This window comes from Clostridia bacterium (genome assembly GCA_017554615.1).
Lineage (GTDB): Bacteria > Bacillota > Clostridia > UMGS1840 > HGM11507 > SIG450.
The window spans coordinates 63,597-86,776 of the sequence record JAFZHY010000026.1 but is presented as its reverse complement, the minus strand read 5'-3'; the positions used below and the strand labels follow the sequence as shown (position 1 = coordinate 86,776).

Annotated in this window: 21 protein-coding genes; 8 read left to right on the top strand and 13 right to left on the bottom strand. The window is 33.6% G+C overall.

Annotation, left to right across the window (positions count from 1 at the left end; genetic code table 11):
* Nucleotides 1-261 precede the first annotated feature (261 nt).
* Genes rlmB through yqfD form a run of 5 tightly spaced genes read right to left on the bottom strand, consistent with a single transcriptional unit; the run spans nucleotide 262 to nucleotide 4,113 of the window.
* Nucleotides 262-993 (bottom strand): 23S rRNA (guanosine(2251)-2'-O)-methyltransferase RlmB, encoded by a 732-nt coding sequence (rlmB, locus tag IKZ35_06220; GenBank protein MBR4893552.1) that lies wholly within the window; start codon nucleotides 991-993, stop codon nucleotides 262-264.
* A 1-nt stretch (nucleotide 994) separates the two neighbouring features.
* Nucleotides 995-1,519: a catalase gene (locus tag IKZ35_06215; GenBank protein MBR4893551.1), complete on the bottom strand. Its 525-nt coding sequence runs from the start codon at nucleotides 1,517-1,519 to the stop codon at nucleotides 995-997.
* Nucleotides 1,516-1,995, bottom strand: coding sequence for an rRNA maturation RNase YbeY (gene ybeY / locus IKZ35_06210; GenBank protein MBR4893550.1), 480 nt, complete (start codon nucleotides 1,993-1,995; stop codon nucleotides 1,516-1,518). Before ybeY ends, IKZ35_06215 begins: the two co-directional genes overlap by 4 nt.
* Entirely contained in the window at nucleotides 1,992-2,942 is a 951-nt protein-coding gene (locus tag IKZ35_06205) for a PhoH family protein (protein MBR4893549.1), read from the bottom strand. Before IKZ35_06205 ends, ybeY begins: the two co-directional genes overlap by 4 nt.
* Complete coding sequence (gene yqfD, locus IKZ35_06200) at nucleotides 2,935-4,113, bottom strand: sporulation protein YqfD (GenBank protein ID MBR4893548.1); 1,179 nt, start codon at nucleotides 4,111-4,113, stop codon at nucleotides 2,935-2,937. Before yqfD ends, IKZ35_06205 begins: the two co-directional genes overlap by 8 nt.
* A 156-nt stretch (nucleotides 4,114-4,269) precedes the next feature.
* Here yqfD and IKZ35_06195 point away from each other — a divergent pair, with 156 nt between their 5' ends.
* Both IKZ35_06195 and IKZ35_06190 read left to right on the top strand, forming a co-directional pair.
* The gene (locus IKZ35_06195) at nucleotides 4,270-5,871 is read left to right on the top strand and encodes a peptidoglycan DD-metalloendopeptidase family protein (GenBank protein MBR4893547.1); all 1,602 of its coding nucleotides are present in this window, start codon (nucleotides 4,270-4,272) and stop codon (nucleotides 5,869-5,871) included.
* Nucleotides 5,872-5,935: 64 nt separating this feature from the next.
* Entirely contained in the window at nucleotides 5,936-6,511 is a 576-nt protein-coding gene (locus IKZ35_06190) for an HAD-IB family phosphatase (GenBank protein MBR4893546.1), read from the top strand.
* Nucleotides 6,512-6,582: 71 nt separating this feature from the next.
* Here IKZ35_06190 and IKZ35_06185 read toward each other — a convergent pair whose 3' ends face one another.
* Nucleotides 6,583-7,020 (bottom strand): GatB/YqeY domain-containing protein, encoded by a 438-nt coding sequence (locus tag IKZ35_06185; protein ID MBR4893545.1) that lies wholly within the window; start codon nucleotides 7,018-7,020, stop codon nucleotides 6,583-6,585.
* Nucleotides 7,017-8,312: a tRNA (N(6)-L-threonylcarbamoyladenosine(37)-C(2))-methylthiotransferase MtaB gene (gene mtaB, locus IKZ35_06180; GenBank protein MBR4893544.1), complete on the bottom strand. Its 1,296-nt coding sequence runs from the start codon at nucleotides 8,310-8,312 to the stop codon at nucleotides 7,017-7,019. Before mtaB ends, IKZ35_06185 begins: the two co-directional genes overlap by 4 nt.
* A 125-nt stretch (nucleotides 8,313-8,437) precedes the next feature.
* Here mtaB and IKZ35_06175 point away from each other — a divergent pair, with 125 nt between their 5' ends.
* A complete protein-coding gene (locus IKZ35_06175; GenBank protein MBR4893543.1) occupies nucleotides 8,438-8,668 on the top strand; it encodes an HPr family phosphocarrier protein in 231 nt (76 codons plus the stop codon).
* A gap of 356 nt (nucleotides 8,669-9,024) precedes the next feature.
* On the opposite strand, the gene IKZ35_06170 is transcribed toward IKZ35_06175, so the two are convergent.
* Together IKZ35_06170 and IKZ35_06165 are read right to left on the bottom strand one after the other, a co-directional pair.
* Nucleotides 9,025-9,654 carry an epoxyqueuosine reductase gene (locus IKZ35_06170; GenBank protein MBR4893542.1) on the bottom strand — a complete coding sequence of 210 codons (630 nt, stop codon included), beginning with the start codon at nucleotides 9,652-9,654 and terminating at the stop codon, nucleotides 9,025-9,027.
* Nucleotides 9,655-9,656: 2 nt separating this feature from the next.
* Entirely contained in the window at nucleotides 9,657-10,235 is a 579-nt protein-coding gene (locus IKZ35_06165) for a hydrolase (GenBank protein MBR4893541.1), read from the bottom strand.
* A gap of 209 nt (nucleotides 10,236-10,444) precedes the next feature.
* Here IKZ35_06165 and IKZ35_06160 point away from each other — a divergent pair, with 209 nt between their 5' ends.
* Complete coding sequence (locus IKZ35_06160) at nucleotides 10,445-11,686, top strand: glycosyltransferase family 2 protein (protein ID MBR4893540.1); 1,242 nt, start codon at nucleotides 10,445-10,447, stop codon at nucleotides 11,684-11,686.
* Between the two features lie 47 nt (nucleotides 11,687-11,733).
* Here the strand turns inward: IKZ35_06160 and era are convergent, their stop codons facing one another.
* The 4 genes from era to scfB are packed head-to-tail and all read right to left on the bottom strand — an operon-like array spanning nucleotide 11,734 to nucleotide 15,961.
* Nucleotides 11,734-12,618, bottom strand: coding sequence for a GTPase Era (gene era, locus IKZ35_06155; protein MBR4893539.1), 885 nt, complete (start codon nucleotides 12,616-12,618; stop codon nucleotides 11,734-11,736).
* A 15-nt stretch (nucleotides 12,619-12,633) separates the two neighbouring features.
* Nucleotides 12,634-14,022 carry an aminopeptidase gene (locus tag IKZ35_06150; protein ID MBR4893538.1) on the bottom strand — a complete coding sequence of 463 codons (1,389 nt, stop codon included), beginning with the start codon at nucleotides 14,020-14,022 and terminating at the stop codon, nucleotides 12,634-12,636.
* Nucleotides 14,010-14,585, bottom strand: a complete 576-nt coding sequence (locus IKZ35_06145; GenBank protein ID MBR4893537.1) for a dephospho-CoA kinase — start codon at nucleotides 14,583-14,585, stop codon at nucleotides 14,010-14,012. The genes IKZ35_06150 and IKZ35_06145 overlap by 13 nt, the downstream gene beginning before the upstream one ends.
* Nucleotides 14,586-14,599: 14 nt before the next feature.
* Complete coding sequence (scfB, locus tag IKZ35_06140) at nucleotides 14,600-15,961, bottom strand: thioether cross-link-forming SCIFF peptide maturase (GenBank protein MBR4893536.1); 1,362 nt, start codon at nucleotides 15,959-15,961, stop codon at nucleotides 14,600-14,602.
* 212 nt (nucleotides 15,962-16,173) lie between these two features.
* Here scfB and IKZ35_06135 point away from each other — a divergent pair, with 212 nt between their 5' ends.
* From IKZ35_06135 to IKZ35_06120, 4 genes are read left to right on the top strand one after another with little or no spacing between them, the layout of a single operon-like run.
* The gene (locus IKZ35_06135) at nucleotides 16,174-16,905 is read left to right on the top strand and encodes a tetratricopeptide repeat protein (GenBank protein MBR4893535.1); all 732 of its coding nucleotides are present in this window, start codon (nucleotides 16,174-16,176) and stop codon (nucleotides 16,903-16,905) included.
* 15 nt (nucleotides 16,906-16,920) lie between these two features.
* Nucleotides 16,921-20,637 carry a phosphoribosylformylglycinamidine synthase gene (locus IKZ35_06130; GenBank protein ID MBR4893534.1) on the top strand — a complete coding sequence of 1,239 codons (3,717 nt, stop codon included), beginning with the start codon at nucleotides 16,921-16,923 and terminating at the stop codon, nucleotides 20,635-20,637.
* Between the two features lie 12 nt (nucleotides 20,638-20,649).
* Nucleotides 20,650-21,873 (top strand): adenosylhomocysteinase, encoded by a 1,224-nt coding sequence (locus IKZ35_06125; protein ID MBR4893533.1) that lies wholly within the window; start codon nucleotides 20,650-20,652, stop codon nucleotides 21,871-21,873.
* Between the two features lie 6 nt (nucleotides 21,874-21,879).
* Complete coding sequence (locus IKZ35_06120) at nucleotides 21,880-23,166, top strand: amidohydrolase (protein MBR4893532.1); 1,287 nt, start codon at nucleotides 21,880-21,882, stop codon at nucleotides 23,164-23,166.
* The last annotated feature ends 14 nt before the right edge of the window (nucleotides 23,167-23,180 follow it).

The following is a 23,180-nucleotide window of genomic DNA, read 5'->3' as shown; positions in this document are numbered from 1 at the left end:
TCGAAGAGTTTTAAAACAAGAAATTTTGTTTCAGATAAAGAAATATCAAGGATAATACTTTTGTATATCTGAAGAGATTTCTGCAATATGAAACATAATTTATATTTTAAAACCATATGGTGTTCGAGTACTACTGCACTATCCATTCCAGACATTTTTACCTATCTACTTAAAAAGGGCGGTGTTTAATTTTTTAAACACCACCCACTTTAATTATAAATATCTTAATAATTAACATTATCAGCCTTTTTGCGTTCCAGACTATATAAGTCTTTGGCGTAGTGCCTCAAACGCTACAACCCCTGTTGCAACTGATGCATTAAGTGAGTTAACCGTACCCATAACAGGAATTTTAACGGTAAAATCGCAAGATTTTCTTACAAGGTCTGACATACCAAACCCCTCGGAGCCGACTACTATTGCAATACTTCCCTTAAGGTCATGCTCATAATACATTTTATCTCCGTCTGCTTCCATTCCGTAAACCCACACATTATTCTTTTTAAGTTCGTTTATTGCATTTGTTATGTTATTAACCCTTGCAATAAGAGTGGTTGAAACTGCTCCTGCAGATGCTTTTGCCACAGTTGCGTTAACCGTTGCACTTCTTCTTTTCGGAATTATAACTCCATGCGCTCCACACACATTCGCAGTTCTTATAATTGCGCCTAAATTATGAGGGTCTTCTATTTCATCAAGTATAAATATAAAAGGAGGCTCTCCTTTTTTTTGAGCATAATCTAATATATCAGAGATTTCAACATATTCTGTCTGCGGAACAAGTGCCATTATACCCTGATGTTTGGTAGTTTCGCACATTTCGTCAAGTTTTTCTCTTGTGCAGTATGAGATAATTATTTTTCTGTCCTTTGCCTTATTTAAAATTCCCCTTAAAGAACCGTCTATAAGTTCTTTATTAACATATATTTTATCAATATCCCCACCAGATTTAATAAGTTCAGATACGGGGTTTCTTCCGTATATTTTATCCATTTTAGTACTCCTTAAGATTTCTTATGTATTTAAATGTTTCTTCTTCGCCCTTATCCTTTAACATTATAAGCACCTTTTCAAGAAGGTCTGATGTTTCAGGGTGCATCTGCCTTTGCCCTACACCTTTATAAAAATATTCTAAGGGCATAGAATCGTTATAATTTTTACCGTTATATATTTTACTTGCTGCTATACGGTCGCAAATCATTTCCTTTACATATTTAACAGGCATTTTAACAGGCGTTAAAAGTTTAGTGCCGGGAAGATAATCTGTCCAGTATTCAAAATGGTGTTTATTTCTTCCTTTATGATGCATCCACGCTTTTGAATAACCGTATGTTTTACGCTCTTTGTCATTAGGGCTTCTTGTTCCCATATAATATTTAACCCCTGTAAAAAATTCTGACGGACTGTATTTTGACAAATCGTGAAGAATACCCCTGAAAGGTATTCCTGCTTTTATGGTATGAATAAAAACAAGATGCCTGTGTTTTGTAACAGTAATAAAATGTTTAATTAAATTCATAATGAAAGAATTTTCTCCTCTTTTAATCTCATATCTTTTTTCATTTGCAAATCTTCATGGTCATAGCCTAAAAGATGATACATGGAGTGAACGGTAAGGTAAGAAAGTTCTCTTTCCTTTGAATGACCGTATTCTTCTGCCTGTTCTATAATTTTATCATAGCAGATTACCATATCCCCTAAGAATACAGCATTGTATTGAGGGTCTAAGTCTTTTTTGTCTATCTTATCTAAAAGTTTATAATCTTTACTAAAATTAAGACTTGGAAAGGATAAAACATCAGTTGGCTTATCAATATTTCTTTGCTCAAGGTTAATTTTTCTTATTTCTTCTTTACTTACCACTATAACAGAAAGATAAATATCAAAAGGCAGTTTTTCTTCATCACAAACCTTATTTACAATATCGTAAATTATATCTTCCTGCTCTTTTTTAAAACTGACACCTTCGCCTATACTTAAGTCTATATAATTCATTTTTTACTGTCCGCCCTTTCATATGCTTTTATAATCTTCTGAATTAACGGATGCCTTACTACATCACGGTCAGTAAGGTTAAAAACTTCTATATCTTCAATATTTTTAATTATTCTTATAGCGTCTTTAAGCCCTGATACTTTACCGTGCGGCAGGTCTATCTGGGTTATATCCCCTGTTATAACTGCTTTTGAGTTAAAACCAATTCTTGTTAAAAACATTTTCATCTGTTCTTTAGTGGTGTTCTGCGCTTCGTCAAGAATTATAAAACTGTTGTCAAGAGTTCTTCCTCTCATATATGCCAAAGGGGCAACCTCTATCATACCCTTTTCCTGATATAAAGTAAAATTTTCTCCGCCTAACATTTCAAAAAGAGCATCATATAACGGTCTTAAATAAGGGTCAACCTTTTCTTGTAAATCGCCCGGTAAAAAGCCTAAACTTTCCCCCGCTTCAACAGCAGGACGGGTAAGAATAATTCTGTTTATTTCTTTTTTCTTAAAGGCAACAACTGCCATTGCAACTGCAAGATAGGTTTTACCTGTTCCTGCAGGGCCTACGCCTACTGTAATAATATTGTTCTTTATTGCTTCAACATAGTTTTTCTGCCCTATGGTTTTAGGCTTAATAGGAGTTCCCGATGCAGTATGGCATATACAGTCGTCAGACAAGTTGCGGATATAATCTTCGGTGTTACTCTCTATCGCATCTATCATACTTCTTATTTTCTGCTCGTCTATAACTTCTTTTTTTGACGCAAGAATAAGAAGTTCCATTATAAGTTTCTTTGCTTTTTCGGCATTATCCCCTTCTATTTTTATCAAAGTGTCCCTGTTGGTGATTTTAACATTATATTCCTTTTCTATTAAACGGATATTAAAATCAAAATTTCCAAAGAGATTGCTTATCCCCTCTAATGAATAAGCCTCAACCAAAATCTCAGCCATCTGTGTTTTCCTTTCTTATTATCATTTGTTCAGCAATATTTTCATATATATTGGCAAATATTTTTACATTTATCGTTTCTTTATCTATCGGCTCTAAAGTGAATGAAACATCCTGAATTTCTTCTTTATTAAAATTTTTATAAAGTTCGTTCATTAACGCTTCTTTTCCTCTTTTTACTGCTTCTTCTTCCTTTATCGGTTTTTTTGACAGAGTATATTCACTAAAAATTCTTGTATTGAACTCGGAAAAACCGAAAACCCGTCTTTTTACATCTTCGTCATAATTATAGTACGGTATTATTCTTCCGAATGATAAATCAATTTCTTTTGAAAATAATCTTACGGAATGTGTTTTTGTTCTTTTTCCTGTATAATTTTTATTATATTCATATAATTTAACATTAAGCGAATCTTCCCACCAGGTGTTAGCAGTTATATCTGCCATAGAATGAACAAACCTTAACCCGTCATACTTGGTATTAAGTACGCCGGATACTAAAATCTGCCCTTTTACTACCACATCATTTAATTTTACTAAAGGTTCGCCGTTTGTAATATTCATCGACTTTATTACCCCGTCTTTACGCGCTGTAATATGGCAGGGAATATCTTTTTCAACCATTTTGGGCGGAATATCTCTTTCCTTTATTTCTATTGTGAGTTTAGAACCTTCTTCATAAACTCCCACCCAGGATATTTTATCAAAGTCGTTTATCAGTTTAACTGATATTTTATCACTATCTATATTACTTCTAAACTGAAATTTTTGCAAGTCAATTTCTTTAAGTTTTTCTAAAATTTCCTCATCGCTATAAGACAGACTGCCGATTATTTTTATATCCAGTATAAGCGAACTTAAAAATAAAATAAATACCGTCGATAAAATAAACCCTGACAATATGATTTTTTTATTAAGAACTTTCTTTTTAAACTGAAAAAAACCGCATTTTTTAATAACCTTTACCTTTGCTTTTACCTCATATATTATTTTTCTCATTTTTTTAAATCCGTATACCGAAGTGCTTAGTATAATTTCATTTGGAGAGACCCTTTTTAAATCCCATAAATATATGTTATTTATTATTAACATATTTAAAAATCTCTCCGGCTGATTTAAGGTTATCCTTAATGTTACATACCCTTTAAAATAATTATAAATTCTTTCTATCATCATACTCACCTTGTAAATTATATTTTTATAAACACCTCTAAATGATAAAAAGGGGTTGATTTTTTTAAAATATTGTAGTAGAATGGCAGTATGAAATATTTTTGTAATTATTTAGTAACTATATGGTAATAATATAAAAAGAAAGGTGGCGGTTGTTTGTTAAGTAAACTGAAGGAAACTTTAATTAAGGCCTTTAGAGAAACTAAAAACTTTCTTAAAAGTAACTTATTAAAGGTTAATAAAGTTAACTTAAAGATTAAATGCAGCAACATTTTAAAATCAATTAAAAAAATAAATATAAAAGACAAATCAAAGGTTTTTATAAAAAACACAGTACTTACATTTAAAAAAATAAGAAATTTTGATATAAAAGCATTTATTAAAAACATAAAAGATACTTTCACAAAAATTATCGGCAGTAAAAAAGCAGGGGAGTTTTTATCCTCTATAGACTTTGCAAAAATCAACGGTATATCACTTTGTATGTGTGCCCTGATTTTACTTGCATCAGTAATTTCTTCCGATTTAGATTTTGGATACAGTATTATATGCGAGGGCAAGGTTGTTGCCATTACCCGTACAAAAGTTGAAGCACTCAGTGCTTATGAATCTTCAAATGAGTCCCTTGACTTAATGGGAATTTCAGATAAAAAAGATGTTAAAGTGGGCTTTGTTATTTCCAATAAGGAAAATTTCCAGAACTATGAATGTGCTAAAAATGCTATTTCATCAGTATATGACGGAAGAGTTGATGCGTACGGAATATATGCAGACGGTGTGCTTGTTACAGCGCTTAAAACTTTTGATGAAGCAAATAAAATATTAGACGATTATAAAAACGAATATACAACCGAAGATACTCTTGATGTAGCCTTTAACAGAAATGTTGAAGTTATTTCTACAAGAGTGCCAAACAGCAGTGTCAGGACAATAGAGGAAGCGTTAAAAGAAATAAAAACACCTGTGGGCGGTCTTAAAACCCATATCGTTTCAGAGGGCGAAACAATCTCTGAAATTGCCGAAATGCGTGGCACAACTGTTAAAAAAATATTTGAGTTAAACCCTGATGTTACTGAAAACAATCTTCAGATAGGTAAAAAACTTAATGTTTCAGATACTACACCTTTAATTGCAGTAAGAACTTTAGAAACACAAAAGGCAGTTGAAAAAATAGCATACGAAACAAATTCTACAAAAGATGCCTCGCAGTACACAGGTATTACAATAGTGGTATCTGACGGTATATACGGTGAAAAAGAAGTTGACTATGATATATACAAGGAAAACGGTATAGTTACCGAGAAAATAGCAACAAGCGAACTTGTTTTAAAAGAGCCTGTTGCAAAAGAGGTTAAAGTCGGGACTAAAAAGCGCCCTGCTTATATGGCAACGGGTACTTTTCTTCATCCTTTCAGGTCAGGTGTTATCACTTCGCGTTACGGAAACAGAAGCAGAGGTTTCCATGAGGGGCTTGATTTAGGCGGTACAACAGGTACTCCGATTTACGCTGCTGACGGTGGCACAGTTTCATTTGCCGGATGGAGTGATGGATACGGAAAGTTAGTAAAAATCAACCACGGAAACGGATATGTTACTTATTATGCGCATCTTGATTCCATAAGCGTATATAACGGTCAGAAAGTTGCAAAAGGGGAAATGATAGGCAGACTCGGAAATACAGGAAGATCTACTGGTCCGCATCTTCATTTTGAAATAAGGTTAAACGGAAGAGCATTAAATCCGCTTAATTATATTTAAAAAAACAGGGTTGTATCAATTATTTTGTTACAACCCGTAATTTTTACATAAGCAGGTAATAAATATGAATGTTTACGATTTTGACAATACTATTTATAAAGGGGACAGTACAAGAGATTTTTATTTCTTTACATTAAAGAAAAACCCTAAAATTATTAAATATCTTCCTATGCAGGGGTATAATTTTATAAAGTTTATTTTTCATGCTATAAATAAAACCCAGTTTAAAGAAAAGTTTTATACATTTTTTAAAGATATAGATAATATTGATGCACATTTAGAAGAATTCTGGAAAATTCACAGGGCTAATTTCAAGAGTTGGTATTATGATATTCAGGCAGAGGATGATATGGTTATTTCTGCTTCTCCTGAGTTTCTTGTAAAGCCTATGTGTGATTTGGCAGGTATTAAATACCTTGAGGCATCAAGGGTGGATAAATTTACAGGCAAATATGACGGACTTAACTGCTGGGGAAGTGAAAAGGTAAGAAGATTTAGGGCTGTATGCAATAAGGAAATAGAAAATTTTTATTCTGACTCTTATTCTGACTCCCCTCTTGCAAGAATTTCAAAAAATGCTTATATGGTTAAGGGCGACAGAGTGTATAAATGGAATGAACTAAGACGAAATGCCAAATAATTAAGATGTTAAAAAAGTATGACATAAAAAAAGGACTGTTTAAAAATTAAACGGTCCTTTTTTAAAATAAATTACTGAGTTAATTTTGCTACTACCTGATTTATAAGTTTTCCGTCTGCCTTACCCTTTAACTCGCCCATAACTGCTTTCATAATTATACCTTTATTTTTAGTTTCAATTTCTGCTCTAAATTTTTCGGTAATAATTTTTATTATTTCGTCTTCTGAAAGTTGTTTTGGAGCATAGGTTGAAATTATATCATATCTTTTCTGATATTCTTCTTTTAACTCTGCTCTTTCATCAGGGCAGGTATCAATCTGTTCCTTTGCTGTTTTTAATTCTTTTAAAATAACTCTGTCAACAAGTTCTTCTTTGATATCTTCTCTAACGCCCTCATCTATTGCAACTTTTTTAATTGCTGCAATAAGGCTGGATACAACATCCTTTAAGAACTTATCTTTTTCTTTCATAGCCTTTATCATATCGGCTCTTAGTGTTTCAAGTGTCATAACTGATTCTCCTTATTTATTATTTCTCCCATAAGCATATTATCTTCATAATGGGTTATTTTTACTTTTATTAATTTATCTTTAATATCTTCCTTTGAATTTATATAAACAGGAAGATAGTTAGATGTATGCCCCATATACATTCCGTTGGCACTGATGGTTTCGGTAAGAATTTCTACTTCTTTTCCTATATATGATTTTTCAAATTCTGCCGATTTTTCTTTAGAAATTTTTAAAACTTTCTTGCTTCTTTCATCCTTTATAAAAGATGGCACCTGATTTTCCATACCTGCAGCCTTTGTGCCCTCTCTTTTGGAATATTTAAATGTATGAATCTGATAAAAAGGTATTTCTTTTATAAAATTTAGAGTTTTGTTAAATTCTTCTTCGTCTTCCCCGGGGAACCCTACGATTAAATCGGTAGTAATCGCACTGTCGCTAAATTCTTTTATAAGTTTTTCGCATATCGATTTATAAAGATCAGTGTCATACCTTCTGTTCATTCTTTTTAAAGTTTCATCGCAACCGCTTTGTAAGGAAATATGAAAGTGATGACAAACCTTTGGAAGATTTTTTAAAGCATCTATAAATTCGTCTGTAAATGCGTTAGGCTCAATGGAACTTAGTCTTATTCTTTTAATCTTGTCAATTTCGTGAATTTTTGTAAGAAGTGTAATTAAATTGGTGTTTTCTAAATCTTTTCCGTAGGAGCAGATATGAATTCCCGCAAGTACAACTTCTAAAAACCCGTTTTGCGAAAGTCTTACACATTCGTTATAAATGCTTTCTAAATTTCTGCTTCTTATCCTGCCCCTTGCATAAGGTATAATACAATAAGCGCAAAAATTATTGCATCCGTCCTGTGCCTTGATTATCGCCCTTGTTTTAGACTCAAAAAGAGTAATCTCCATATCTTCATAGTCTTCCTTTTCAACAGGGCAAACTATATTAGAACGCACTTTGTTAACTATAAGTTCATAGGCTTTTAATTTATTTTTTGTGCCGATAACTATATCTACACCCTCAATTTCTTCTACCTCTAAAGGCGACATCTGGGCGTAACAACCGCATACTGCAATAACTGCATCTGGATTTTTACTGTTGGCTCTTCTTATCATCTGCCTTGATTTTCTGTCGCTAAGATGAGTAACAGTACAAGTGTTAATTAAATACGCATCGCAAAAGTCGGAAAATTCCCCGATTTCCCATCCGTTATTTAAAAATAATTCTTTTATAGCCTCAGTTTCATACTGATTAACTTTGCAACCTAATGTGCAAAAACCTATTTTCATCTTCTACTGCCTTTCTAAATGTTAAATTTATATTAAAAAAGACTTAATCTCTTGACTATTTTCTAAAGATATTGTAACATCAAAGTAAAGAATAAATCAACCCAAAAATTAAGGAGGATTATAAAATGAAAGAATTTAAAGTTTTACTAAACTCAATTGTTGATGTTAAAAAATTTGTTAATACTGTAAGTAAATATGATTTTGATATTGACCTTGTATCTGACAGATATGTGGTAGACGCAAAATCAATTATGGGTATTTTCTCTCTTGATTTATCAAAAGAAATCAAATTAAATATCTATTCTGACAACTGCGAAAACTTAATTAGTGAATTAAAGGAATATGAAGTAAAATAGGGAATGAATTGACAACATAGTTGTCAAGTCAGTTAAAACAAATGTTTTTTGGGTGTTTAAAAAGTTTATCTTTTTAAGCACCTCTTTTTTTAACATCCCTCTATTTCAATCTATTTTTAGGGGGGGATAGGTAAAAATGTTTGGAATGGGCAAACTTAGCCAAAGTTTTACTTTGGGTTACCCGAAGCAGTATTAAATACAGCGAGTGGCTAAGTTTGTTCATAGCAAAAAGTTTTTAATTCCAAAGATTTTTATTTTTAAAAATCTTTACCTTTTTACTATTACTTTGAACATTATGAATATTTAAATATTTAATATAATTTGCTTTTTGCGTTCCAGGCATTTTTAACATCCCTCTATTTTAATTTATTTTTGGGGCATTCCTTTATACATATCCCGCATACTGACCCTCTTCCAATATGTTGAAAGGCTTTTTTCATATAATCAGAGCAACTTTTCCTGTCTATTCCTGATTCGCTAAGCGCCATTGCAGGGCATTTGTTTATACAAATTCTGCAGTTTCCGCACTCGTTTTCTGCTATTTTATTTTGTGCATTTAAAGGAAGAGATGTAAAAACTGTGCCAAGCCTTATCATAGAGCCATGATTTTTGCTTATAAAAAGTCCGCTTTTACCAACATATCCTAACCCACTAAGCACTGCACCTTTTTTATGTGAATATATACCCTCATAAGAATCATGACCGTTAACAGTCTGAGATGCAGGTACGCAAAAGTAGGAATAACCGTTCTTTTCTAAAAATATACCTGTCTTTAGTGCGATATTATCAATAAGAGCGTTAACCGTTCTGTAATGATGAAAATAAGTATATGTAGGCGACTCATAAATTTCTTCTAATATAGCAGACGACATTTTAACATAAAATGAAATTCCGTTTTCAAAGCCTTTGAAACTATCATTAAAAAAGCCTACATCAAATGCTCCGTATTCTATTATCTTTTCTCTTAATTTTGTTAAAATATCCATAATTATTGCTCCAGTAAAAATGTTGCTTCCATATCTGCAGTAGATAATAAAAAGGACAGAGGGTAATCTGCAAATGCTTTTGATACATTTCTTGCATCTTCAACCGAAGAATAACCCATATGATATCTTATTGCAAAGGCTTCTTCTCTTGTAAGTTTTAAAAACCCTGTAATAATATAAACCGATTTTTCCCCATGACCGTAAGGCAAAGAATCGTCAAATTCATAGGTGGGCACCTGTACCCATTTGCCTGTTTCGTCCTTTACATTTCTAAAACCTTTTTTATAACAGTTTATTTTACATAAATCGTGAAGAAGAGAAACTATTGCAATAGTTTCGTCTGAATAGTTTAAATTAAATTTTTCCTTAACGAAAGGCCTGTTTAAATATTCCTTTAAACATTCGTAAACATTAAGGCTGTGTATTAAAAGCCCCTCTTCGCAGGAGAGGTGGTATCTCGTACTTGCAGGTGCTGTAAAAAAATCGCAACTGTCAGATAAAAGATAATTAAGAAGCGCATCGCTTCCCTCACGGGTTATGTATTTTTTGTAAATCTCAATAAATTTTTCTTTATAATTCATAGAAAAATCTCCTTATAAATCTTAGATTATACAAATATTTTACTATGTTTTAAGTATAAAAGTCAATGGTTTGTTCAAATCACTTTTTTTTATTAAAAACACTTGAAATATTATAAAAAATGTAGTATATTGGTGTGGAATGGGTTAGTATGAAGTCTAATCGAAAAAATAAACTCTAATATATAAATCAGAAAGGTCAGGGTACCAAAATGAATATAGTGATTTATAGTTTATCCATACTGATACAGCTTTTTGTTATTACTATCGGGCTATATCATATTCTTGTAGGGATATTTGCATATATCGGCGATAATAGGGCCAAAGTGCTTACAGATAAGAAGCACAGATTTGCAATGGTAGTTGCTGCTCATAATGAAGAGCAGGTTGTTGCTGAGATTGTTGACAGTTTAGTGGATGTAGATTATGACAAAGATTTGTATGATATCTTTGTTATTGCTGATAACTGCAACGATTCTACTGCCGAAATCGCAAGACAGCACGGAGCAGATGTTCACGAAAGATTTTCTCAGACTGAAAGAGGAAAAGGCTACGCTTTAAACTGGATGTTTGAAAGAATTTTTAAGATGGAAAAAGAATATGATGCTATCTGCGTATTTGATGCCGATAATATAGTTCATAAAAATTTCTTAAAAGAAATGAATGTTAAATTTAATCAGGGTTATAAAGCAGTTCAGGGATATATAGACACAAAAAACCCTAATGATACATGGATAACAGCATCTTATGCAATTTCATTCTGGTTCCTTAATAAGGTATACCAGTCTGCAAGAAGTAATCTTGGCTTATCCAACCAGATTTCAGGAACAGGCTTTGCAGTTGCAACATCAGTTATAAAAGAATACGGATGGAGCGCAACCTGTCTTGCAGAAGATATGGAATTTACTATGCAGCTTGTATTAAGCGGTATTTCAGTCGGCTATGCTAAAGAAGCCATAGTTTACGATGAAAAACCTCTTACACTTGTCCAGTCATTTAAGCAGAGAACAAGATGGATGCAGGGCCATGCAGACGTTGCATCAAGATTTATTCCGTCTCTTTTTAAAAAGGCAGTTAAAGAAAAAGATATTTTAGCATTTGACTGTATAATATATCTTCTTCAGCCAACTCTTTTGATTTTACTGCTTATTATTACCACAGTTTCTTTTGTTAAATTGTTCTATCCGCAACTTGGAATGTGGTTCTTAACCAACTTTGCTATTCCGCCTTATTTATGGAACGCAATAATTCTTGGCCAGTTCTTACTGACTCCGATAATTTTATTTACAGAGGGCAAACTTACCAAGAAAATGATGTTCTATTATATACCATATATGCTTTATGCTTACACCTGGCTTCCTATCGCAGTTGTCGGTGTAATAAGAAAGAATAATAAAGAATGGTCGCATACAAAACATACAAGAAAAATTGCGGCATCAGAACTTAATCATTAATTTAAAAAAATAAAGCCTGAAATGTGTAACACATTTCAGGCTTTTTTTTACTGCAATTCGGAAAAACCAAAATTTTTAAGAAGCATGGTACTGTCTCTCCAGCCTTCTTTTACTTTAACCCAAAGGTTAAGAAATACTTTTTTCCCTAACAGATTTTCTATATCATATCTTGATTTTATTCCTACATTTTTAAGTTGTTCTCCGCCTTTACCGATTATAATTCCTTTATGCGACTGTTTTTCGCAGTAGATAACAACATCAAGGTTAACCTTTTTATCATCTTCTTTTAGTGTAGATACTTCTATTGCTATCCCGTGAGGAATTTCCTTATCAAGCGCCCATAAAAGTTTTTCTCTTACTATTTCTGAAATTCTTTGTTTTATCGGCGAGTCGGTTACCATATCTTCAGGGAAGAACATAGGCCCTTCAACAAGGTATTTATCTATTTCCTTTAAAAGAATTTCCATTCCGTCTTTGGTTTTTGCGCTGACAGGAATGATAGATTCAAAATCATAAGCCTTTGAATACTTTTCTATTATAGGGAACAAATCTTCTTTTTTTATGGTATCAATTTTATTTATTACAAGAATTGTGGGAATATTTAAGTTTTTCAAAGTTTCTATTATTTTTTCTTCGCTTTTACCAACATTTGAGACAGGCTCAACAACTAAAAGGGCAGCATCAGTATCGTTTAAAGATTCTTTTGCCTCGTTTATCATAAAATCTCCCAATCGTGTTTTAGGGTTATGAATTCCCGGAGTATCTGTAAACACAATTTGAGAATCTTTAGTTGTTCTTATCCCCATAATTCTGTATCTTGTAGTCTGAGGCTTGTTGGAGATAATTGCAATTTTTTCCCCTATTAAAGAGTTAACCAATGTTGATTTTCCTGCGTTTGTTCTTCCTACAACGCTTATAAACCCTGATTTCATATATTCCTCCGTTTTTTATGCTTCGTAAAATGCCTTATATGCTTTATATGCCATATAAATATCGTATTTTGCCGCAACCTCATATGGAGAGTGCATGGATAAAAGAGCAACACCGCAGTCTATAACTTCACAGCCTAAGTTTGCAACAAACTGCGCTATTGTGCCGCCGCCTCCCTCGTCAGTTTTGCCAAGTTCTCCAATCTGCCATTTTACATTTGCTTTATCAAAAATACTTCTTATTTTGCCCACAAACTCTGCACTTGCATCCGATGTGCCAGATTTTCCTCTTGAGCCTGAATATTTCATCAGTGCCACTCCACCGTTTAAAAATACAGAATTGTTCTTTTCAAAAACTTCAGGGAAGTTTGGGTCATATGCCGCACAAACATCGGCAGATAAACATTCGGTGTTTGTAAGAGCATCTCTTAATTTCACACCCTCTTTTTCACATAATTCCTCAAGAGTAAATTCAAAGAAATTAGATTTCATACCGGTATTACCCATAGAACCCACTTCTTCTTTATCTGATAATAAAAGCATACTTGTTTTATTAGATTTTTTAGAGTTAATAAGAGCCATAAGACCGGTATATGCACACACCCTGTCATCCTGACCGTACGCTGCAACAAGGCTTCTGTCAAGTGCTGCATCTTTTGGAGAAAGGTTAGGCACAAGGGTAATTTCCGAAGATATAAGGTCTTCTTCCGTAATGGAATATTTCTTATTTAGTATTTTTAAAAAGTTTAATTTCACTTTTTCTTTCGCATCAGCATCATCATAAGGAATTGTAGCACCGATAGCATTCAACTGCTCAGGGTGTATCATTTCGCTTACAGGCTTTTTATATTGTGCGTTTCCAAGGTGCGGAAGAATATCTGTAATAACAAAAACAGGGTCGTCCTTATCTTCGCCTATAACAATGTCAACGCTTTTTCCATTCTTTAATATACAAGTTCCAAACATTGAAAGAGGAATTATCGGCCATTGATATTTTTTAATTCCCCCGTAATAGTGGGTTTTAATATATAACTGCCCCTCTGATTCAAATAAAGGAACAGGCTTTAAGTCAAGACGCGGAGAATCAACGTGTGCGCCAACTAAATTCACACCCTCGCTAAGTGATTTCTCGCCTATAATTGCGGCAATTAACGCTCTGCCACGGTTTTCAAAATATATTTTATCGCCTTTTTTAAGTTCATATCCTCTGTCAAACTTTTTAAAACCGTTATCTTCAAGCAGTTTAACAGTATCTTTTATAAACACTCTCTCTGTCTTTGCTCTGCCTATAAATTCTTTATAGCCCTCGCAAAAATCGGTTATCTTTTTTCTCTCGGTTGTATTGGGTTTATCATACCCTTTTTCCTTTTTTAAAAGTAAATTTATATTGCTTGTCATTTTAGCCATCCTTCCATAAGAGATTTTGCTTTTATTTTTAAGTAAGAAAGACCGTTATTTTCTATAACCATAGTCGCTTTTTTTAAAAATTCATCGTCTTTCTGACTGTTAAGTCTGTTTTTTGCAGTTTCTTTATCTATATTGTCTCTTTTTACTATTCTTTCAATAAGTTCTTCTTCTTTAGAGTTTATAAAAATTACCTCGTCGCATAAGTTATAAGACGAAACCTTGTATAAAAGAGGGCAGTCTATAATAATAACCTTATTGTTACTTTCATTAACTTTTTTAGTAATTATTTTATCGATTTCTTCCCAGGTAATTTTATTTAAAATTTCTAACTTATCTTTATCTGAAAATACTGTTTGGCCAAGTTTTTTTCGGTTTATACTTTTGTTTTTTTCTAAAATGGAATCGCCAAAATAAGCCACCACTTCTTTATAAGCAGGGGTACCCACTTCTAATATATCTTTCCCAATCTTGTCTGCATCTATAACATATGCGCCAAGATTTTCCATTTCTTTTGCAAAAGTAGATTTTCCCGAGCCGGAATAACCCATAATGCCGATAACCATATTTTCCTCCGAAGTTAACTTTCCGATGCTAAAACTGCCTTAATGGCAATAGCACATTCTACTCTCTTTTTCTCCATTTCACATCCGATTTTATACGGAGTGTCAATATCCTTTTCAATTAAGATATTATTTGCGTGGCAACCGCCGCTGCAGTAGAATTTAGCAAAACAATTCTGACAGTCTTTTTTGGAATAAACATTGTCGTTTATAAATAATTCTTTTAAGTCTTCTCTTTGAATGCCTGTAAATACATCGCCCATTTTATATTCTGTCTCCCCTGCAAAACGGTGGCAAGGGTAAATATCTCCGGTAGGTGTAACTGCGACATATTCGCTTCCTGCACCACAACCTGAAACTCTTTTTATAACGCATGGGCCCTGCTCTAAATCTATCATAAAGTGGAAGAAGTTAAAGCCTTTTTTATTCTTGATTCTTTCTATATATTCCTTAGCAAGAATTTCATATTCTTTTTTTACAGTGTCAAGATGCTCTTCTTTAATTGCAAGAGGATGAGTTTTCGATAAAACAACAGGCTCCATTGATGTCTGCAAAAAGCCAAGGTCTGCAATGTGGAGAATATCCTTTGCAAAGTTTAAGTTATGCGCAGTAAATGTACCTCTTACATAGTAGTTATCCTGATTTCTTAATTTCGCAATTTTTAGGTAGTTATCAACTATTTTATCATAACTTCCCTGTTTGTTGATATCAGGTCTTAAAAAGTCGTTCGTTTCTTTTGTACCGTCTAAACTTAAAACGATATTGCTCATATGAGTATTAAGATAATCAATAATTTCGTCATTTAAAAGCATACCGTTTGTGGTAAGAGTATATCTAAAGTTTTTACCATAAATTTTGCCCTGTTCGTCTGCGTATTTTACAATATCTTTTACAACATCAAAATTCATTAAAGGCTCTCCGCCAAAAAAGTCTATTTCAATATTCTTTCTCTTGCCTGAATTTTTTATAACAAAATCAATAGCCGAAAGCCCTACTTCTTTAGACATCATACTTCTTTGCCCATGGAAAGAACCTGTTTCTGCAAAACAGTATTTGCATCTTAAGTTACAGTCGTGGCAGATATGTAGGCATAACGCTTTAACAGGAGGGTTTATTCTGAATTTCTTAATGTCATCTATTGTAAGATAATCTTCAGAGTAAAGTTCCCCTTTTTCCTGAAGAGATTTAAGTTCAAAAAACGCTTCGTCAATCTCTTCTTTTTTTGCATTTATTTTATCGTACATCTCATCGGTAGGTTCAGATAAATCTTTAATGTTAAATTTAATTATATCGTAAGATAAATCGTCAACAATGTGAACGCTTCCGCTGTTGATATCAAGCACAATATTAAGCCCGAACAGTTGATAATAATGAATCATTTGCTAAAATCTCCTTTGTTTATATAAAGATATTTTCCGTTTAATTTATACAGAGGATATTATAACACAAAAAGTATAAAAATTCAAACAAAATTTATCTAAAATATGACATATTTTAAAGTAAAAAATGTTGAAATTAAGTTATCTTTGTAGTATAATTAGTATGTTATAATGTATCACTGTGTTCACAAAAGAGAAAGGACAGTTTGAAAATGTGGCAATTTATTTTAGTGTTTATACTTTTTTTCATACTTTTAAATGTTGTGCCTAAGTATAAATACCTGTACATTCTAAAAGCCTCCTCCTTAATCGGCGAGGGGAAATTAGAAGAAGGCTTAAGGCTTTTTGAAAAGGCGGCATATCATAAAAAAATAGATTTTATGACCAAATTAAGATACGCATTTTGCGAACTTAAATACGGAGATATAAAAAAAGCAAAGAAAATGGTAATGTGGATACTTAATGAGAAGATTACCAGAAACGTTTATTACGAGGCAAAAGCCATAAATGCCCTTATTCTTTTTAAAGAAGGGGAAATAGAAGAAGCCAAAGAGGCTATGACAACCGTTTATGAAAATTATAAAAATACAAATATGTACTGCACATTAGGTTATCTTTTTAATATTTTAGAAACTTCTGAAAATGCAGTTAACTTTAATAAAGAGGCTTATGAGTATAACAGCGACCATAACACTATCTTAGATAATCTTGGCCAGTCTTATTACTTAAACGATGAGATTGACGAGGCTTATAAAGTTTATGAAACTCTTATTGAAAAAGAACCTGCTTTTCCTGAAGCGTATTACAACTTTGCCCTTGTGCTTATTAAAAGAGGCGAAAATGAAAGAGCAAAGGAAATGCTTGAAACTGCGCTTACAAAAGAATTTCATAAATTAACCACAATTACAAAAGAAGAAACAGAAAATATATTACATAATTTATAGAGAGGGATTTTTAAAATGAGTATTTCAAGAGTTTATTCAGAAAAGAAAAAGGGGTTTGATGTTGAAGCGTCATCGCTTTTTAGAGATATTAAGGAAAATTTATCTATCTTAAGCCTTAAAGAATTAAGAATACTTGTAAGATATGATATTTCATCACTTGATGAAAAAACTTTGGAAAAAGCAAAGAACACAATTCTTTCCGAGCCACAGGTTGACAATGTTAGCGAAAGTGTTGATTTATCAGGATACAAAGTGTTTGCTACCGAACTTTTACCTGGCCAGTTTGACCAGAGAGCAGATTCTGCAGCCCAGTGTATCCAGATTTTAACCGGAGGGGAAAAACCTGTTGTCCGTGCTGCAAAGGTATATGCTATTAACCCTGAAGTAACTTGCGAAGAAATAGAAGCGATTAAAAAATATATTATAAACCCTATCGAATCAAGAGAAGCGTCTTTGGAAATTCCAAAAACTTTAGATATGGAACTTCCTGAGCCTAAAAAGGTTAAAACTGTGGAAGGGTTTATTGAACTTGACGAAGTAAGTTTAAAAAAATTCCTTGACGAAAACGGTTTTGCATTTGATATTTCAGATATTAAGTTCTGTCAGAACTATTTTAAGAATGAAGAAAAAAGAAACCCAACAGTTACCGAACTTAAAATGATAGATACATACTGGTCTGACCACTGCCGTCATACCACATTTGCTACTGAACTTAAAAATGTTGAAATAGAAGATGAAGTTGTTAAGGCTGCATTTTTAGAATATATTAAAACAAGAGATACAGTATATGCAGGAAGAACTCCTAAAGATATGTGCTTTATGGATATTGCTACTCTTGCAACCAAAGACTTAAAGAAAAAAGGCGTTCTTAAAAATCTTGACGAATCAGAAGAAATAAATGCCTGTTCAATAGAAGTTGATGTTGATATTGACGGTAAGGATGAAAAATGGCTTGTAATGTTTAAAAACGAAACCCATAATCACCCTACTGAAATTGAACCTTTTGGTGGTGCTGCTACCTGTCTTGGCGGTGCGATAAGAGACCCGCTTTCAGGTCGTTCATATGTTTATCAGGCAATGAGAGTTACAGGAAGCGGAGACCCTCGTGTTCCTCTAAAAGAAACTTTGCCTGGAAAACTTCCACAAAGAAAAATCTCTAAAACTGCTGCAGCAGGTTACAGTTCATACGGTAACCAGATAGGTCTTGCAACAGGTCTGGTAAGAGAAATATATGATGAATCATACAAGGCAAAAAGGCTTGAAATCGGTGCAGTTATTGCTGCTGCTCCAAAGAGCAATGTTATAAGAGAAGTTCCTGAGCCTGGCGATGTTGTTGTTCTTCTTGGTGGCAAAACAGGAAGAGACGGTTGCGGCGGTGCAACAGGTTCTTCCAAAGCGCACACAGATAAATCTTTAGAAAACTGCGGCGCAGAAGTTCAGAAAGGTAACCCTCCTGAAGAAAGAAAACTTCAGAGATTATTCAGAAAACCTGAAGTTACAAGACTTATAAGAAGATGTAACGACTTTGGTGCAGGTGGTGTATCTGTTGCTATCGGCGAACTTGCAGACGGTCTTTTAATCAATCTTGACAATGTGCCTAAAAAATATGCAGGTTTAGACGGTACAGAACTTGCAATTTCCGAATCTCAGGAAAGAATGGCTGTTGTTGTAAGAGACTCAGATAAAGAAAAAATGATAGAAGAAGCAGGAAAAGAAAACATTGAAGCAACAGTTGTTGCAACTGTTACTAAGGAAAAGAGATTAAGACTTTTCTGGCAGGGAGACAAAATTGTTGACATTTCAAGAGAATTCTTAAATTCCAACGGTGGAAGAAGAGAAACCGATGTCTTAATTAAAGCGAATAAATGTGATAATATTTTTGAAAGCATTAACCTTTCATCATATAAAACATATGAAGAAAAATTTGTTGCACTTTTATCCGACCTTAATGTTTGTATGCAAAAAGGCCTTGGAGAAATGTTTGACTCCACTATCGGCGCAAATACAGTTTTAATGCCTTTTGGCGGAAAATATGAACTTACACCGACAGAATCAATGGCTGCAAAAATTCCTCTTGAAAAAGGCGAAACAAAAACTGCAACAGTTATGTCTTACGGTTATGATAATAAAATGGCTTCAAAAAGTCCGTTTTACAGTGGCGTATATGCAATTATTCATTCTATTGCAAGAGTTGTTGCAACAGGTTGCGATATTTCCAAAGTGTATTTAACACTGCAGGAATACTTTAAGAAACTTGGAAATGACAAGGAAAGATGGGGAGAGCCTATGCAGGCACTTTTAGGTGCTTTCCTTGCACAGGAAAGATTAAATATTGCGGCGATAGGCGGAAAAGACTCAATGAGTGGTTCGTTTAACGATATGGACGTTGTTCCTACTCTTGTTTCCTTTGCTGTATCCCCTGCAAATACTGACGAGATAGTTTCTCCTGAATTTAAGAAAACAAATACTAAAGTTTTACTTATAGAAAATAAAAAAGACGGTTTCTTACCTGACTTTAACGACTTTACAAATATCAGTAAAAAGGTGTATGACCTTATTAAATCTAAAAAAGCATACTCTGCATACGCTGTTCCTATGGGTGGAGTCGGCGAGGCTGTTCTTAAAATGTGCTTCGGTAATAAAATCGGCTTTAAGTTTAGTATGAGCGATAATCTCTTTAATGCAGGTTACGGTTCTTATATCGTAGAGGTTGATAATGATACTGACATTCCAGGTGCTAAACTTATAGGTTACACACTTGATACTAAAGAAGTAGAAATAGAAAACGAAAAAATATCTTTGGAAAAACTTATCGATGCGTTTGTAAGTCCGTTGGAATCAGTTTATAAAACAGCAAAAGAAATCGAAGAAAAGGAAATTGACATTCCTTTATATGAAACAAAAACAGTTTCAAGCCCTAAAATAAAAATTGCAAGACCAAAGGTTGTTGTTCCTGTATTCCCTGGCACAAACTGTGAATATGACACTAAAAAGAGATTTGAACTTGCTGGTGCAGATGTTGATGTTATAGTGTTTAAAAACCTTAAACAGACAGATGTGTTAGACTCTGCAAAAGAACTTGCAGGTGCAATTAAAAATGCTCAGATTGTTATGATTCCTGGTGGTTTCTCAGGTGGAGACGAGCCTGACGGTTCAGGTAAATTTATTGCAACAGCACTTAGAAACGAACTTGTTAAAGAAGCATTAAGAGATATGCTTTATAACAGAGACGGGCTTATGCTTGGTATTTGTAACGGTTTCCAGGCGCTTATAAAATTAGGCCTTGTTCCTTTCGGCGATGTTATAGATACTGATGACACCTGCCCTACACTTACTTATAACACTATCGGACGCCATATTTCCACAATGGCAGACATCAAGGTTATGTCAAATAAATCTCCTTGGTTTTCTAATGTTAAGGTTGGGGATGTTTACAAAGTGCCGCTATCCCACGGTGAAGGAAGATTTATAGTAAGTGATAAACTTATGAGCGAACTTGTTAAAAACGGGCAGATTGCTACCTGCTATGTTGACGCTATGGGTAACCCTACATATGAAAAATATGCTAACCCTAACGGTTCAAACTTTGCTGTTGAAGGTATAACAAGTTTAGACGGAAGAATTCTTGGTAAAATGGGCCATTCAGAAAGAATAGGCGATAATCTATACAAGAATATTCACGGTAAGTTTGATATGAAGATATTTGAAGCAGGTGTTTCATACTTTAAATAAGAGGTAAAATAAATGATTGAAAGCGGTAAAAATAAAATAGAATGGGTATCAAAAAATATGCCCATTCTAAATACAATCAAAGAAGATTTTGAAAAAACAAAGCCTTTCTTAAATAAGAAGATTACCATATGTATTCATTTAGAGGCAAAAACTGCCTATTTTGCAACCGTGCTTAAAGCAGGGGGAGCAATAGTTACTGCCACAGGGTGCAATCCTTTATCCACTCAGGATGATGTGGCTATGGCTTTAAGAGAAGTTCATGGTATAACTGTATACGGTAAGCATGGCGAGAGCATGGAAGAATATTTTGAAGATTTAAGGGGCGCTCTGTCAAACGAGCCTGATATAATTATGGATGACGGTGGAGATTTAACCAATCTTATACATTCAGAATACCCTCATCTTATAAAATCTCTAAAAGGTGGCACAGAAGAAACCACCACAGGAATTTTAAGGCTTAAAGCAAGAGAAAAAGCAGGGGAACTTAAATTCCCTGTTATTTCTGCCAATGATGCATACTGTAAATATCTTTTTGATAACAGATACGGTACAGGTCAGTCGGTATGGGACGGAATCAACCGTACAACCAACTTAATTGTCAGCGGCAAGAATGTTGTAGTTGCAGGATATGGCTGGTGCGGAAAAGGCACAGCCCTAAGAGCAAAAGGTCTGGGCGCAAAGGTTATTGTATGCGAAGTTGACCCTGTAAAAGCAATAGAAGCAGTTATGGACGGCTTTTCAGTTATGTCTATGGATGAGGCTTCAAAGGTTGGCGATATGTTTATCACTGTAACAGGTTGCAAGGATGTTATCACAAAAGACCATCTTCTTAATATGAAAGACGGGGTTATATTAGCCAACGCAGGTCATTTTGATGTTGAAATAAATAAAGGCGATTTAGACGAAATTTCCGAATATAAAAAGGTTGTAAGAGAAAATATTGAAGGTTATTTCGGAAAAGACGGTAAGGTTAGAAACCTTCTTGCAGAAGGAAGGCTTGTTAACCTTGCAGCAGGAGACGGGCATCCTGCAGAAATTATGGATATGAGTTTTTCCATTCAGGCGCTTAGTTTAAAATATATAAACGAAAACTACGATAAAATGGAAAATAAGGTTTACAATGTGCCCGAAGAGTTGGATAAATTTGTTGCCTGTATAAAACTTAAAACAATGGGAATTTCCATTGACAAGTTAACCAAAGAGCAGGAAAGATATATTGACAGTTATCTGGAGTGATTAAAGTTGAACATTCTTTTTAAAAATGCCGATATTATTACCCTTTGCGATGACCAAGTAATAAAAGGCGGATATCTTGGCACAAGTGATAAAAAGATTAAATTTGTGGGTACAAAAATACCCGAAGATTATAAATATGATAAAGTGATAGACGTTAAGGGTAAAACCATAATGCCTTCTTTTTCAAATGCTCACTGCCATACTGCAATGACAATTCTTAGAAGTTACTCGGAAGGGTACAGACTTCAGGAATGGCTTAATGAGAAGATATTTCCCATTGAAGATAAACTTTGCAAAGAGGATATCTACTATGGCACAATGCTCGGAATTGCCGAAATGCTAAGATTCGGCACAACTTTGGTAAACGACTGCTACTATTTTATGGAAGATGCAGTAAAAGCATATCTGGAAGCAGGGTTTAACGCCAATGTTTCAAGATGCGTTATGAATTTTTTTCATAAAGACGATTATTCAGACGATTACCGTATGAAAGAATGTATCGACTTATATGAAAAATATAACGGTGCAGGAGACGATTTAATAAGGGTGGAAATGTTTCCTCATGCAGTTTATACCTGTGATTATAACTATTTAAAATATGCATCAAAGATTGCAAAAAAGTATAATATGCCAATTACTTCTCACCTTAGCGAAAATAAAACAGAGGTAGACGATTGTATAAAAAAATACGGGAAAACCCCTGTTGAAATTTATAAAGAAACAGGTCTTTTAGACGATGTATCATTAATGGCACACTGTGTTCATTTAAAAGACAGCGATTTAGAGTATCTTAGGGGGCATTATATTGCTCACAATCCTAAGAGTAATTTAAAATTAGGCTCAGGTATTGCAGATATTTATAAATATAAAAAAAACGGAATAAACATAGCAATAGGCACAGACGGAGCATCAAGCAATAATAATCTTAATATGCTTTCAGAACTTAATTATGCAGCGCTTCTTATGTGCAATAAAAATTCCGATCCGTCTTTGGTTTCGCCTTTAGAAATACTCAAAATGGCAACTCTAAACGGAGCAAAGGCATTAAGAAGAGAAACAAAAGGGCTTTTAAAAGAAGGGTTTGATGCAGATTTTATCATTCTTAAGACTGATGAACTCTATCATTACCCGAATCATAATATTATTAACAATATTGTATACGCATCAACAGGTTGTGAAGTGGAAACTACCGTCTGTGGCGGAAAAATTCTTTATGATAAGGGCGAGTATTTAAGCATTGATATTGAAAAAGTAAAATTTGAAATTTTAAAGATAAAAGAAAAATTATTCTAAAAAGGGGGGTGCAA

Bases quoted from the DNA above. Each gene is read 5' to 3' on its own strand.
- IKZ35_06130 (MBR4893534.1), top strand. From the start codon at position 16,921: ATGAGTATTTCAAGAGTTTATTCAGAAAAGAAAAAGGGGTTTGATGTT.
- scfB (MBR4893536.1), bottom strand. From the start codon at position 15,961: ATGATTCATTATTATCAACTGTTCGGGCTTAATATTGTGCTTGATATC.
- ybeY (MBR4893550.1), bottom strand. From the start codon at position 1,995: ATGAATTATATAGACTTAAGTATAGGCGAAGGTGTCAGTTTTAAAAAA.
- IKZ35_06150 (MBR4893538.1), bottom strand. From the start codon at position 14,022: ATGGCTAAAATGACAAGCAATATAAATTTACTTTTAAAAAAGGAAAAA.
- rlmB (MBR4893552.1), bottom strand. From the start codon at position 993: ATGGATAAAATATACGGAAGAAACCCCGTATCTGAACTTATTAAATCT.
- IKZ35_06175 (MBR4893543.1), top strand. From the start codon at position 8,438: ATGAAAGAATTTAAAGTTTTACTAAACTCAATTGTTGATGTTAAAAAA.
- IKZ35_06170 (MBR4893542.1), bottom strand. From the start codon at position 9,654: ATGGATATTTTAACAAAATTAAGAGAAAAGATAATAGAATACGGAGCA.
- IKZ35_06125 (MBR4893533.1), top strand. From the start codon at position 20,650: ATGATTGAAAGCGGTAAAAATAAAATAGAATGGGTATCAAAAAATATG.
- IKZ35_06205 (MBR4893549.1), bottom strand. From the start codon at position 2,942: ATGGCTGAGATTTTGGTTGAGGCTTATTCATTAGAGGGGATAAGCAAT.
- IKZ35_06135 (MBR4893535.1), top strand. From the start codon at position 16,174: ATGTGGCAATTTATTTTAGTGTTTATACTTTTTTTCATACTTTTAAAT.
- IKZ35_06160 (MBR4893540.1), top strand. From the start codon at position 10,445: ATGAATATAGTGATTTATAGTTTATCCATACTGATACAGCTTTTTGTT.
- IKZ35_06190 (MBR4893546.1), top strand. From the start codon at position 5,936: ATGAATGTTTACGATTTTGACAATACTATTTATAAAGGGGACAGTACA.
- IKZ35_06145 (MBR4893537.1), bottom strand. From the start codon at position 14,585: ATGGTTATCGGCATTATGGGTTATTCCGGCTCGGGAAAATCTACTTTT.
- IKZ35_06215 (MBR4893551.1), bottom strand. From the start codon at position 1,519: ATGAATTTAATTAAACATTTTATTACTGTTACAAAACACAGGCATCTT.
- era (MBR4893539.1), bottom strand. From the start codon at position 12,618: ATGAAATCAGGGTTTATAAGCGTTGTAGGAAGAACAAACGCAGGAAAA.
- IKZ35_06185 (MBR4893545.1), bottom strand. From the start codon at position 7,020: ATGACACTTGAAACACTAAGAGCCGATATGATAAAGGCTATGAAAGAA.
- IKZ35_06165 (MBR4893541.1), bottom strand. From the start codon at position 10,235: ATGAATTATAAAGAAAAATTTATTGAGATTTACAAAAAATACATAACC.
- mtaB (MBR4893544.1), bottom strand. From the start codon at position 8,312: ATGAAAATAGGTTTTTGCACATTAGGTTGCAAAGTTAATCAGTATGAA.
- yqfD (MBR4893548.1), bottom strand. From the start codon at position 4,113: ATGATAGAAAGAATTTATAATTATTTTAAAGGGTATGTAACATTAAGG.